Source organism: Okeania sp. SIO3B5 (assembly GCF_010692555.1).
Lineage (GTDB): Bacteria > Cyanobacteriota > Cyanobacteriia > Cyanobacteriales > Microcoleaceae > Okeania.
The window spans coordinates 1-15031 of record NZ_JAAHHG010000054.1 but is presented as its reverse complement, the minus strand read 5'-3'; the positions used below and the strand labels follow the sequence as shown (position 1 = coordinate 15031).

The following is a 15031-nucleotide window of genomic DNA, read 5'->3' as shown; positions in this document are numbered from 1 at the left end:
CGCTTTTTTCGTCACCCCATCCCCCCATCACCCCATCCCCCCATCACCCCATCACCCCATTTAAGGTGTGTCAGTCTAGTAGGAAATAATACAGGTTTGAGGTTGGTTAGTAATTAACATAGAGTCAAAAATTTATGCCTAGTTACAGGGAAGTTAATCATCAAAAATTATTGCATAAATTAATCCGAGGCATGGAAATGTCTCAAGGACAATTTCGCCTATTTCTGGCACAGTGCAATAATCTGAGCCAGCGCGATCGCCTAATTTCACAACTCCGGGAATCTTTTTCTGAAGACTTGGCACAGTTGCAGTTGGATGAGTCTGTCGATGAACTTTATGCAACTATCAGAAAACGATTAAGAGACCAACAACCAAATGCTTTGATGGTTTGGGGTTTGGAGTTTGTTAGAGATATTGATAAATTGCTGGTCGCAATGAGTTTAGTTCGCGAGGAGTTTAGAAAAAATTGCCCTTTTCCCATAGTTTTATGGGTTGATGCAGAAATTTCTCGTAAGTTTATTCGGTTAATTCCTGACTTTGAAAATTGGTCAAGTCTGACCGTTTTTGAAACTGGAACTCAGGAATTAATTGATTTTATTCAGCACACCAGTGAGAGTGTTTATCAGAAAGTTTTAGAAAGTGGGGCAGGAATATTTTTAGATGATACTGCCCTTGGTTTGGGAGAGTGTGCTTATCAAGAGTTGGTTGGCGCAAGGCAAGAATTGTTAAAGCGAGAAGTTACCTTAGAGCCTGAATTAGAAGCAAATTTGGAATTTGTTTTAGGCAGGGCAACCGATAATTCTACCGAAGTAGCACTAGAGCATTATCAACGCAGTGTCGAACTTTGGCAACAAATTAACAACTCGGTGCGAGTAGCTCACACTTATCATTATCTGGGGTTATGGTGGCGTAGTTATGCACTTAGGCATCGGGTTGAGAAAAATATGGCTTGTGAGAGAGCTTGTTCATATTTTCAGCAGTCGGTAGAAGGCTTTGAGACAGTTAACCGCCCAGACTTAGTTGCTAAATTTATCAATGCTTGGGGAGAAGTTCTGCAAACTTTAGGGCGTTGGGATGAGTTAGAAACTGTTGCCAAAAGAGCAATAAAAGTTTTTGATCCCCCCCAACCCCCCTTGGAAAGGGGGGAGTTGGATGGTGTTGAGCTACTCTTAGTAACAAAAAAGTCCCCTTCTTCTTCTTCCTCCCCCCTTACCAAGGGGGGAATGAGGGGGGATCGCCTTTCCCAGGGGGGAATGAGGGGGGATCGCCTTTCCCAGGGGGGAATGAGTGGAGTTCATCAAACATCTTTTCGACTCGCTCGTGCTTATGGTTTTCTAGCAGAATTTGAACTGGCAAAAAATCATTATAGACAAGCAAAAAAACTTGCTCAAAATGCCATAGAAATTTTCAACAAAACTCTAGATGCTGTATCTCCTCCTAGCTCAGAAAAAGACGAAATTACTTTAGATTTGGAGCGCTATTCTCATCTAGGAAAATATTTATTTACTCTAGCAAAAGCCGAAAAAAAATTAGGTAATTTTGAAGCATCAATAGCCAATTTTGAGCAAGCAAAAAATACGACTAAACCTGAATACAGAACTGAATTTTATATTTATATTCTCACAGAATTACGAAAAATATATTACCAACAAAAGGAATATTTAACAGCTTTTGAACTGAAGCGAGAACGACAAAAAATAGAACAACAATTTGGGTTTGTAGCATTTATCGGTGCAAATCGTTTGGGGTATAGAAAACCAAATACCAACCAGGCTTTACCTCAACTTAATCGACGAAAATTTACTCAAGAAATTTCTGCATCTGGGCGTCAATTTAATGTAGAAGAATTGCTAGAAAGAATTAGTCGTCCTGACTATAAACTGATAGTGATTCATGGACAATCAGGAGTTGGTAAAAGTTCGATTTTGCAGGCTGGATTAATACCTGTTTTAGAAAAAAAATCAATTGATACCCGTAACGTAGTAGTAGTTTTGCAGCGAGTTTATGTTAATTGGATTTCAGAATTGGGGGAAAGTTTAGCTAAAAAACTCAAAACAATTCCCCAATTAGCAGTTAATTCACAAATGCTTAATTCGACTGAGGCAATTTTTTCTCAGTTACGAAATAATGCTGAATTCAATTTACTGACGGTTATTATTTTCGATCAATTTGAGGAATTTTTCTTTGTTAATTCAGAGCCTGGGCAGAAAAGAGAGTTTGCTCAGTTTCTGCAAGAATGTTTGGAAATTCCTTTTGTGAAAATTGTTTTATCCCTGCGAGAGGATTATATTCATTATTTATTAGAATTTAATTCTTTAGCTAACTTAGAAACAATCAACAATGATATTTTAAGTAAAAATATTCGTTATGAATTGAGAAATTTTTCCCAGAATCAGGCAAAATCAGTCATTAAAGAATTAACCGAAAACTCTCAATTTAAAATCGATTCAAAATTGACAGAAAAATTGGTAGAAGACTTAGACAAGGAGACAGAAGATATTCGTCCGATTGAGTTACAAATTATGGGAGCACAACTACAGACAGAGAATATTACCACTGTGGAAAAATATCAAGAATTAGGAGATTATCCCAAGGCAGAATTAGTAAACCGATATTTAGCATCAGTAGTGAAAGACTGTGGTGAAGAAAATGAAAATTTGGCTTGGTTGGTTTTGATGTTGTTAACCGATGAAAATAATACTCGTCCACTAAAAACTCAGACTGAATTGGTGAAAGAAAGTCAGTTTCAAGAGAAAGAGTTAGAGTTAGTACTAAAGATTTTTGTCAAGTCTCGTTTAGTATTTTTGTTACGGGAAAAACCAGCAAATCGTTATCAGTTAGTTCATGATTATTTAGTTGCTTTTATTCGACAAAGGAAAGGCCCTGAAATATTAGAAGAACTGAAACAGGAAAAGTCAAAACGACAGCAGTTGCAGAAGCGGATAGTTAGAGTTTCGGTTGGTGCTGCATTGGGGATGGCAGTATTGGCAGGAGGGATGACAATATTTGCCTTGAGGGAACACAGGGAAAGTAGACGAGCAGAAAAACAAACTATTATTACTACGGCAAATGAGTCCAGAGCCTTATCGATGTCAGGCGATCGATTGCATGGGTTGATGACTGCTATGAAAGCTATACAAAAACAAGTAGATGGTAAATTTGATCTAACTGGTAAAAATGGTAGCAAAATTAGAGATGTTCTCCGAGTAGCAGTTTACAAACGTAACAAAGAAGAAGAATTTAGAGACTTTAACAATCTCCAGGGGCATAAGCATTGGGTTGTGGGTGTAGCATTTAGCTCCGATGGAGAGACTATTGCCACTGCTAGTCGTGACAACACGGTGAAATTGTGGAACCGTCAGGGAGATTTATTGCAGACTCTGCTAGGCCATAAGCAGTGGGTAAATAGTGTAGCATTTAGTCCTGATGGGGAGACTATTGCCACTGCTAGTGATGACAAAACAGTGAAATTGTGGAACCATCAGGGAGATTTATTGCAGACTCTAGTGGGGCATGAGGATCATGTCTTGGGTGTAGCATTTAGTCCCGATGGAGAGACTATTGCTTCTGCTAGTGCTGACAACACGGTGAAATTATGGAGCCAAAAGGGGCAACTGTTGCAGACTCTAACTGGGCATAAGGATAAAGTCAGGGGTTTAGCATTTAGTCCTGATGGAGAGACTATTGCCACTGCTAGTGTTGATAACACGGTGAAATTATGGAGCCAAAAGGGACAACTGTTGCAGACTCTAACTGGGCATAAGGATCAAGTCAGGGATGTAGCGTTTAGTCCTGATGGAAAAACTATTGCCACTGTTAGTGCTGACAAAACAGTGAAATTGTGGAGCCAAAAGGGGAAGTTGTGGCCAATTCCTTTGAGGAAGTCGTGGCAGTTATTGCAGACTCTGAGGGGGCATAAAAATTGGGTCTACTCTGTAGCATTTAGCCCTGATGGAAAAACTATTGCCACTGTTAGTGCTGACAAAACAATGAAATTGTGGAACCAAAAGGGGCAACTGTTGCAGACTTTGCAGGGGCATGATGATTCGATCATGGGTGTAGTATTTAGTCCTGATGGAGAGACTATTGCTTCTGCTAGTCGTGACAATACAGTGAAATTGTGGAAGCAAAAGGAACAGTTGTTGCAGACTTTGCAGGGGCATGATGATTTGGTCATAGGTGTAGCATTTAGTCCCGATGGAGAGATGATTGCTTCTGCCAGTCATGACAATACAGTGAAATTGTGGAACCGTCAGGGGAAATTATTGGAGACTTTAAACGGCCATGATAATTGGGTTAATGGTGTAGCATTTAGTCCTGATGGAGAGATTATTGCTTCTGCTAGTAGTGACAATACAGTAAAATTGTGGAACCGTCAGGGGAAATTATTGCAGACTTTAAACGGCCATGAGAACTGGGTTAATGGTGTAGCATTTAGTCCTGATGGAGAGATTATTGCTTCTGCCAGTAGTGACAAAACAGTGAAATTGTGGAACCTTAAGGGGAAGGAGTTGCAGACTCTAACTGGGCATAAGTATTCAGTCTTTGGTGTAGCATTTAGCCCGGATGGGGAGACTATTGCTTCTACGAGTAGTGACAATACAGTGAAGTTGTGGAACCTTAAGGGAAAGGAGTTGCAGACTCTCACCCACCATGAGAATTGGGTTAATGGTATAGCATTTAGTCCCGATGGAGAGATTATTGCTTCTGCCAGTAGTGACAAAACAGTGAAATTGTGGAACCTTAAGGGAAAGAAGTTGCAGACTCTAACTGGGCATAAGTATTCAGTCTTTGGTGTAGCATTTAGTCCGGATGGTGAGACTATTGCTTCTACGAGTACTGACGATACAGTGAAATTGTGGAACCTTAAGGGAAATGAATTGCAGACTTTAACCGGACATGAGAATGAGATCTATAGTGTAGCATTTAGTCCGGATGGAGAGACTATTGCTACCGCTAGTGCTGACAATACAGTGAAATTGTGGACTTGGCGCATAGACGATTTAACCAAGCATGGTTGCAAGTGGTTAGAGGATTACCTGGTTTCCCATCCCCAAGAGTTAGAGGAACTTGAGATTTGCCAAACCTACGGACGCAAGAAAGTAGCCTCTCGTAGTTGGGTGATGGAGGGAGAGAAGTTGGCAAGAGAGGGGAAGGTTAACGAAGCAGTTGCCACATTTAAGAAAGCACTGAAATGGAACCCAGACCTCAACCTCAAGCCAAAAGTTCTTGCAGAATCATTATTTAAGGCAGAAAATCTGATGAAGGAAGTTATAGAAGAAGCAACAGTAGAAAAGTATGAAGAAGCAATAGCAAAACTGGACAACCTAGCATTCATGCCTACTCTGCAAAATATTGCTAAGGCTCAAGCTAGATATGAGGCAGTAAATGCGTTTTTGGATAAAGGGAGGAAGCTTGTGAAAGAGGGTAAAGTTAAGGAAGCAATTAACTCTTACAAACAAGCAGAAAAAATCTACTCTACTCAAATTTCTGCTCATAATTGGGGTACACTTTGTTGGTATGGCAGTCTTTATAACAAAGCTGCTGATGTTATGTTTGCTTGTGAGAAAGCAGTCACCCTTGACCCTAAAAATGGCTCTATTGTTGACAGTCGCGGATTTGCCAGGGCGTTAATGGGGGATATTGAAGGAGCGATCGCAGATTTTCAGGTATATGTAGAATGGGCTAATGATGAGAAGAAAAAAGCGCAACGGCAAGAATGGATAAAAGCGCTTCAGGCAGGGGAAAACCCATTTACTGATGAGGTGTTGGAGAGTTTGAGAGATTGATGGTTATTTGCTGGAGTCGATAGAAAGAATTTATAGGAAATGCCTATTTGACGAAAAAGATAAGTTATATCAAATCCGTTTAATTCGGTATAAAAAAATATTCCTTCTTCACCCAGAGCGGAAAGAATTCTGAGTTCTCTTCCCTTCTGAATTCTGGATTCTGGATTCTGAATTCTGATTAACTATCTTATTATACCGATGCTACCGGATTTGATATTACGACATAAAAAATGGTATAATACCAATTTCAAAAAAGAATCTTACGAATAATTAAGTGCAATGAAAAGATTTTACAGGAAATGTCCATTTGATAGAAAAGAGAATTTATATCATGTCCGGATAATCAGTGATAAAAAAACCTTTTTCCTTCAAACCTTTCTTTCCCTTCTGCCTTCTGCCTCCTGCCTTCTGCCTTACTTCCTCCAAAGTGTAAGATTCAACCGGACATGATATGACTCCTAAGAAATAGCCTAACTATTTGTAGCAAACATTTATCAAAGGTGTCTTTATCTCCCCTACTCCCCTACTCCCTACTCCCCTACTCCCCTACTCCCTACTCCCCTACTCCCCTAATCCCTACTCCCTACTCCCTACTCCCCTACTCCCTACTCCCCTACTCCCCTACTCCCCCACTCCCCTACTCCCCCACTCCCTATTCCCTGCGATAAAATTAAGGAGTAGCTTCTCATAAATAATTATGCCTTTAGATCCCAAAGCTTTTTTTCAGGCAACAGACCCTGGCATTCCTCTATTTATAGACAATGCAGAAATTGACAATAGATACTATATTGACTTCTCCACTGTCCGTGGAGGACAAGTTATCAAGAAATTACAAAAGACTATTCTCTGGTCTTCAGGCCGACCTACCTGTCAACTATTCACTGGACATATTGGTTGTGGCAAATCTACAGAACTTTGGCGACTCAAGCAACAGTTGGAAATAGAAGGCTTTCATGTTGTCTACGTTGAGTCTGACAAAAACCTAGAAATGGGAGATGTAGATGTAGGCGATATCCTTCTAACTATTGCCCAACAAGTCAGTGAAAGTTTGGAGGAGTTGAAAAATTTTAAGATAAAGGAACCCAACAGACTGAAAGGTATACTCCAGGGAGCTGCCAAATTATTGCAGACAGAAATGGAAATATCTAACATTGAACTCTCTTTCGGAATAGGCAAAATAACTGCCGAGGCCAAAGCTAGTCCTGAAGTTCGTAGTAAACTCAGAGAATATCTCGGACCCCGAACCCGTGGCATTATTGAAACTATTAACCAAGAATTGTTTGAACCTGCCAACAAAAAACTGTTGCAGTATAGCAAAAATGGATTAGTCGTCATTGTTGATAACCTTGATAAAGTTGATAATACTCTCAAATATCAGAACAAAACTCAACCAGAATATCTATTTGTAGACCGAGGGGAGCAACTAGCAGCACTGCATTGTCATGTGATTTATACCATTCCTCTGGCATTGAGGTTTTCCAATGACCTAGAAACACTAATCCAGCGATTTAAAAAAAGTCCCCAGGTATTGCCAATGGTGGCGACACAGTTACGCGACGGTAATGAATGTGCTGAAGGAATGGAGTTAGTTCGACAATTAGTTTTGGCAAGGGCGTTTCCGGAGTTAGATCCACAGCAACGTTTGGCAAAAGTTACCGAAATTTTTGATAGTCAGGAAACTTTAGATTACTTATGTCGCATCAGTGGGGGTCATGTTAGAAATGTATTGCGCATAGTTAATGATGCCATTATGGAAGAAGGATATCTTCCCATTTCCCGTGCTAGTGTTGCCAAGGTCATTAAAACTTATCGCAATGAGCGACTTTTAGCTATAGATGACCACGAATGGGAATTATTACGCCGAGTAGCTAGGACAAAAAAAGTGGCAGGAGATGACGAATACCAAACTTTAATCCGGAGTATGTTTGTCTATGAATATCAAGATGAACAAGGGTCTTGGTTTGACATCAATCCTATATTAAAAGATGTACCGGAGTTAAAAGATGACAGAAATTAATAATCGAGCATCATTGCAGAGGTTAGTTAGAGGCATGGAAATGTCTCAAGGAAAATTTAGGTTGTTTCTGGCGCGCTATAGTTATCTGAGTCAGCGCGATCGCCTAATTCCACAACTCCGGGAATCTTTTTCTGGGGTTTTGCAGGAGTTGGTACTGGATAAGTCAGTAAGTTCACTTTATGCAACTATCCAAGAACGTCTAAAAAATCAACAGCCAGATGCTTTGATGGTATGGGGGTTGGAATCAGTGGTTGATGTGGATGAGTTACTCCGTTCAATGAGTTTAGTGTTAGACGAGTTTAGAAAAAATTTTCACTTCCCAATGGTGTTATGGATAAATGAGGAGGTGTCACGGAAATTTATTCAGTTGATTCCTGATTTTGAAAATAGGGCAAGCTTGACTGTATTTGAAATTTCTACTGATGAATTAATAGATTTTATTCGGCAGACGAGTGAGTCTGTTTATCAGACAGTTTTAGAGAGTGGGGCAGGAATATTTTTAGATAATACTTTCTTGGGGTTAGGTGAATTTGGTTATCAAGAGTTGTTACGCGCACAGAAAGAGTTGGAAAAACGGGGAGTCATTTTAGAGCGGGAGTTAGAGGCAAGTCTAGAATTTGCTATAGCTAGGACAGCAGATAATTCTACAGAAAAGGCGCGACAGCATTATCAGCGAAGTCTCGAACTTTGGCAACAACTGAATAATGCTGTGCGGGTAGCCCACATTAATTATTATCTAGGCTCGTGGTGGCGCAGTTATGGAGTTTGGCATCGGGCTGAACAAGAAAAATCTTACAAGCGAGCTTGTTCCTATTTTCAGCAGTCGGTAGAAACCTTTGAGAAAGTTAAGCGCCCTGACTTGGTTGCCAAATTTATCAATGCTTGGGGAGTGATTTTACAATATTTGGAGCGTTGGAATGAGTTAGAGAATGTCGCTAATAAAGCAATTGAATTACATCAAAATTATTCTTACCCATTCCGAGAAGCACAGGCTGATGGTTTGTTTGCCGAAGTTAAACTAGCAAAAAATGACTACACAGAAGCAAAAAAGTATGCTCAAAAAGCTCTCAAAATTTTAAACAAAACCCTGAAGAATGTATCTAATTCTACCTCAGACAAAGACAAAATAATTTTAAATTGGGAACGTTTATATCGTCAAGTTTGGTATTTATTTTCTTTGGGAAAAGCAAATAAATGTTTGGGTGATATTAAAGGAGCCATAGAAATTCTAAATAAAGCTATTACAGAAGCAAAAGTTGAATACGATCCAAAACTTTATTTTTCTATATGCAAAGAATTACGAGAGATTTATTTCCAAAAAAAAGAATATCTTATAGCTTTTGAATTTAAGCAAAATCAACAAAAAATTGAACAGGAATTTGGGTTCCAAGCATTCATTGGCGCGAATCGTTTGAGACATAGAAAAAAAAATATTAATCCAACTTTTCCTAAGCTGAATCCAAGAAAAGCTATTCAAGAAGTTGCTGCACCAGGAAGACAGTTTGATGTAGAAAAATTGGTAAAAAAAGTGAGAAGTAATCAGTGTAAATTAATAGTTATTCATGGGCAATCAGGAGTTGGTAAAAGTTCAATTTTGCAGGGAGGATTAATTCCTGCTTTAGAACGAGAATTAATTGAAACCCGTTCTGTAGTGCTTGTTTTGCACCGAGTTTATGTTGAATGGATTTCAAGATTGGGAAAAAAATTAGCAGAGCAGCTACAAAATATTCAAAAATCAGTAGTTATTTCAGATACTCTTAATTCGACTGAGGCAATTTTAGCTCAGTTACAAAATAACGCTGAATTAAATCTACTCACAGTTATAATTTTTGACCAATTTGAGGAATTTTTCTTTGAAAATACCGAACCAGGCAAGAAAAGAGAATTTGCTCAGTTTCTCCAAGAATGTTTGAATATTCCCTTTACGAAAATTATTTTATCTCTGCGAGAAGATTATATTCATCATTTATTAGAACTTAATCGCTTGGGGAATTTCGATACTATCAACAATGATATTTTAAGTAAAAATATTCTCTATTACTTGGGAAATTTTTCCCAGGAACAAGCAAAATTAGTAATTAAAGAATTAACTGCAAATTCTCAATTTCAAATAGATTCAGAACTCACAGAAAAGTTGGTTGCAGACTTAGCTAAAGAGTCAGGAGAAATTCGCCCCATTGAGTTGCAGATTGTGGGGGCACAACTACAAACAGAGAATATTACTACTCTCGGAAAATATCAAGAATTAGGAGAGCATCCTAAAGCAGAATTGGTAGAGCGATATTTAGCAGAAGTGGTGAACAATTGCGGAGGAGAAAATGAAAAATTGGCTTGGTTAGTGTTGCTATTATTAACAGATGAAAATAATACTCGTCCACAAAAAACCAAGGCTGAGTTGGTGAAAGAAACTGTAGATTTTAATGTAGAAAATTTGGAGCTAGTATTAAAGATTTTTGTTAACTCTGGCTTAGTATTTTTGTTGCCAGAAAATCCAACAAACCGCTATCAGTTGGTACATGATTATTTAGTTGCATTTATTCGACAAAGAGAAAGTAGACAGTCAAAAGGAAAAACTATTATTATCGATCTAGCAAATGAGGCCAAAAATCTCTCTATGTTAGATAAGCAATGGGATGGGTTGATGACTGCCATGAAAGCAAGACAAAAACTCATAGATGCTAAACTTGAAGCAATGGACGAAGCTATTGAGGTGACAACTGCTCTAGGAGCAGTAATTTATAAACATGACAAAGATGAATTTATTGAATTTAACCGTCTCCAGGCACATGAAGATAGAGTCTACGGTGTAGCATTTAGCCCTGATGGGAAGACTATTGCCTCTGCTAGTGATGACAAAACGGTGAAATTATGGAACTATCGGGGGCAGTTGCTACAGACTCTTGTGGGACATGAGGAGAGAGTTTACAGTGTAGCATTTAGTCCTGATGGAGAGACCATTGCCTCTGCTAGTCGTGACAAAACAGTGAAATTGTGGAATCGTCAGGGGCAATTGTTGCAGACTCTTGTTGGACACCAGGAGACTGTCTATAATGTAGCGTTTAGCCCTGATGGGGAAACCATTGTTTCTGCTAGTCGTGACAAAACGGTGAAATTATGGAACTATCGAGGGCAGTTGCTGCAGACTTTGAGCGAACATCAAGATGAGGTCAACAGTGTAGCATTTAACCCTGATGGAAAGACCATTGCTTCTGCTAGTGATGACAAAACGGTTAAATTGTGGAACCGTCAGGGGCAATTGTTGCAAACTTTTGGGGGGCATCACGATAAGGTCATATTTGTAGCATTTAGCCCTGATGGAAAAACTATTGCTTCTGCTAGTTATGACAACACTGTGAAATTATGGAACTGCCAAGGGAAATTATTGCATACCCTCGAAGATCATCACAAAAAGCTTTACAGTGTAGCATTTAGCTCTGATGGGAAGACCATTGCCTCTGCTAGTGCTGACAACACCGTGAAATTATGGAACTACCAAGGGAAATTATTGCAGACTTTGGTGGGGCATGAAAATCAGGTCAACAGTGTAGTATTTAGCTCTGATGGAAAGACTGTTGCTTCTGCTAGTTATGACAAAACAGTGAAATTGTGGCATCGTCATGGGCAATTATTGCAAACTTTTGAGGGGCATGAAAATCGAGTCTACGGTGTAGCATTTAGCCTTGATGGAAAAAATATTGCTTCTGCTAGTGCTGACAATACTGTGAAATTATGGCATTGTCAGGGTCAATTATTGCAAACTTTTGAGGGGCATCAAGAATGGGTAAGGGGTGTAGCATTTAGCCCTGATGGAAAGATTGTTGCTTCTGCTAGTGATGATAAAACGGTAAAATTGTGGAACTGTCAGGGGCAATTATTGCAGACTTTTGAGGGGCATCAGGATAAAGTCTATGGTGTAGCATTTAGCTGTGATGGAGAGATTATTGCTTCTGCTAGTTATGACAGTACCGTGAAATTATGGAACTGCCAGGGAACATTATTGTATACTTTAGTGGGACATGAAAATAGAGTTTATGGTGTAGCATTTAGCCCAGATGGAGAAACTATTGCTTCTGCTAGTGCTGACAATACTATGAAATTATGGAACTGCCAGGGAAAATTATTGCAGACTTTTGAGGGGCATCAGGATAAAGTTTATGGTGTAGCATTTAGTCCTGATGGAGAGACTATTGCTTCTGCTAGTGATGACAAGACTGTGAAATTATGGAACTGTCAAGGACAATTACTGCAGACTTTTAACGGGCATCAGGACAGAGTTATAGATGTAGCTTTTTGTCCTCATGGAGAGACGATCGCTTCTGCTAGTGCCGACAAGACCGTAAAATTATGGCATTGTCAGGGACAATTATTGCAGACTTTTGAGGGACATGAAAATCTGTTCATAGGTGTAGCTTTTAGTCCTGATGGAGAGACTATTGCTTCTGCTAGTGATGACAAGACTGTAAAGTTGTGGAGATATTTACCCATAGAAGATTTAACTAACTATGGTTGCGAGTGGTTAAATGATTACCTAATTTCCCACCCCCAGGAGTTGGAGGAACTCAAGATTTGCCAAACTGACTCTCGCTTGAAAAAGGCTGCTAGTAGTTGGATAATAGAAGGAGAGAAACTGGCAAGGGAGGGAAAAATTAAAGAGGCAGTTGCCATATTTGAGAAAGCACTTCGATGGAATTCTGACCTTAACCTCAACCCAATAAAAAGAGCAGAATCATTAGCTGAGGCAGAAAAGCTAATAGAGGAAGGTTTCAAATTAGCAAGAGAAGGAGAAATTGAGGTAGCAGTGGAAAAGTATAAAAAAGCAAAAGAACTCGATCGCCTAGCACTCATTCCTACTTGGCAAAATATTGATCCAGAGGCTAAAGCCAAAAATGAAGCTTCATCTTTAGAGTAATATTATGTTCGGATAATCAGCGATCAAAAAACTTGTTCCTCCTGATATAATAGTTTTCATAAGGCGTGAAGTACATCAATGATCCCCCGCGCATCCCTCTTAAAAAGGGGGACTTCCAGTTCCCCCCTTTTCAAGGGGGGTTAGGGGGGATCTCCTGATATCATGTCCGGTTGAATAATTAGACTTTGGTGGAAGGAAGGCAGGAGGCAGGAGGCAGGAGGCAGAAGGTTTTCTCCCATTTTTACCTTAATTTTATACACAAACGGTGCTACCGGACATGATATGACTCCTCTCTCGTTAATTTATAACTATTCAACCTGACATCGTATAATATCATGTCCTGATAATCAGTGATAAAAAAACCTTTTCCCTTCCAATCTTTTCTTTCCTTCTGCCTTCTGCCTTCTGCCTTCTGCCTTCCTTAATCAAGCTGCTAATATTTGCTCTACAGTTAATGTTAACTCTGGAAAAGTTCGGGATACTATTTTATCTTTGCCTTGATATAAATTAGTTTGATAAACTCCATTTTCATCGAGTAAACAAACCATAATACTCGGCTGTTTTGGGTTGCCTAAAATATCGCGACTACCCACGGCTAAATAATCGACAATCCAATATTCAAGAATTCCCAAACGTTGATATTCATCTTGTTTATCAATATAGTCATCTTCCCAATTTGTAGAGACAATTTCTACAGCCAACTGAAGCGGTTCGGTAAGTGCAGAATAAGCCCTTGGATTAGCTAACCAAATTGTTTTATCAACCACACTTACATCAGGATAACGACCTTGCTCTTTGCCATCTTTGCGAAAAGTTCTAATCATTATTCTGCCAGAAACAAAATAATTGAGATTAAGGCGCTTTACTTCATTCTTCATCAAGTCAGTAATCAACTCAGCGATAGTTTCATGTCTTCTGGTTGGTAATATTCTCGTTATTTCTCCATTAACAAACTCATAACGTCCTTCTGCATCGGGGAGATTTTCTAGGAATTGTTCAAAAGTAAGTTGTGGTTTTATTGGTGTTGTAGTCATGGTTAGTTATAGCGCTGTGCGCAGGCAACAGGCAACGGGCAACAGGCAACAGTGCATATAGATGTAGGTTGGGTTGAGGAACGTTAGCGGAGCTTATCCGTAGGATAAACCCAACAAGAATGTTGCTCCCCTACTCCCCTACTACTGAATTGACAGACCTTAAATGAAATGGTGCAATAGATGTAGGTTTGGTTGAGGAACACTATTAGCGGAGCTTATCCGTTAGGATCAACCTAACAATAGTAAGCTTTTGTTGGGTTTCACTCCGTTCAACCCAACCTACAGTTTTATAAACTAATGACAAGAATCAAATCTTCTTTTTCTCTGCATTCTGCTTATTTCTGTGACTAGCAATACGAGCTGCTCCGCTATCCACAGGACCACCAGCAATAGGAATAACCTGATATTTGCGCTCTTCCTCTAAATTTTTTAGTTTGGTATAATCAACCCAGTGAATACAATTTACAGGACAAGTATCGATCGCTTCTTGGATTAATTCTTCAGAGTCACCATCTTGCTGAAAAACCCGCGCTCGCCCATGATCTGGTTCTATATAAAAAGTATTATGGGCAACATGAGCGCAATGTTTACAACCGATACAGGTAATTTCATCAACGTAAACTCCCTTTTGTCGCAACATTCCACCAAGTTCCGGTTCAAAACCTGAACGTTCGGGAGTATTGCGTAACACTCCACCAAGTTCCGGTTCAAAACCTGAACGTTCTGTGTTAGACTCAGGAGATGATGGAGAAAAATCTAGCATTAGACCTCTTGCAATAATAAATGGCGTTACTGAATCAGGAACCTGTAGGGGCGATTCGCGAATCGCCCCTACAATAGTCAGGAGGAAAGAAATAAGAATAGACATCTCCAGAAAGCAGAAAACTCAGACAACACCAGATTTTTCCTTCTGCCTTCTGCCTTCTGCCTTCTTCCTTCTTCCTTCTTCCCTCTTCCTTCTTCCTTCTGCTATAGTAATTAAGCGCTCCAACGTTGAACAACTAGACGAATAGATCCATCTTTGTTTTTTTGCTGTTCGGTAACTTGAAATCCTTGTTTAGCAGTTTCATTGACTACAGTGCTGTAAGCATAACGCTGAGTCACCATACTGATAAACCGATCAACAGACCATGCTTGTTGCCAAAATTGTAGATCCGCTACCAATTCATATTCATTACCATTCCAGGTAAACCCTAAGTCATATCCATTATTTTGTTCTACACCCACTCGAGCAGTGCTAGTTTGTCCACGATAACCACGAACTTCTGTAGGACCAGATTTC

Annotated in this window: 6 protein-coding genes; 3 read left to right on the top strand and 3 right to left on the bottom strand. The window is 39.4% G+C overall.

What is annotated here, in order from left to right; translation table 11 throughout:
• The first annotated feature begins 134 nt into the window (after positions 1-134).
• The 3 genes from F6K54_RS10180 to F6K54_RS10170 all read left to right on the top strand — a co-directional run bounded on the left by F6K54_RS10180 (position 135) and on the right by F6K54_RS10170 (position 12715).
• Entirely contained in the window at positions 135-5789 is a 5655-nt protein-coding gene (locus F6K54_RS10180) for a hypothetical protein (protein ID WP_293077069.1), read from the top strand.
• Positions 5790-6486: 697 nt separating this feature from the next.
• The gene (locus tag F6K54_RS10175; RefSeq protein WP_293077067.1) at positions 6487-7806 is read left to right on the top strand and encodes an ATP-binding protein; all 1320 of its coding nucleotides are present in this window, start codon (positions 6487-6489) and stop codon (positions 7804-7806) included.
• Complete coding sequence (locus tag F6K54_RS10170) at positions 7793-12715, top strand: hypothetical protein (RefSeq protein WP_293077065.1); 4923 nt, start codon at positions 7793-7795, stop codon at positions 12713-12715. Before F6K54_RS10175 ends, F6K54_RS10170 begins: the two co-directional genes overlap by 14 nt.
• A gap of 425 nt (positions 12716-13140) precedes the next feature.
• Here the strand turns inward: F6K54_RS10170 and F6K54_RS10165 are convergent, their stop codons facing one another.
• From F6K54_RS10165 to F6K54_RS10155, 3 genes are all read right to left on the bottom strand, one after another.
• A complete protein-coding gene (locus F6K54_RS10165; RefSeq protein WP_293077063.1) occupies positions 13141-13749 on the bottom strand; it encodes a Uma2 family endonuclease in 609 nt (202 codons plus the stop codon).
• Positions 13750-14056: 307 nt separating this feature from the next.
• Positions 14057-14512 (bottom strand): ferredoxin, encoded by a 456-nt coding sequence (locus tag F6K54_RS10160; protein ID WP_293077117.1) that lies wholly within the window; start codon positions 14510-14512, stop codon positions 14057-14059.
• A 215-nt stretch (positions 14513-14727) separates the two neighbouring features.
• Positions 14728-15031, bottom strand: a 304-nt coding sequence (locus tag F6K54_RS10155; protein WP_293077062.1) for a DUF1257 domain-containing protein, incomplete at its 5' end; no start/stop codon positions are given.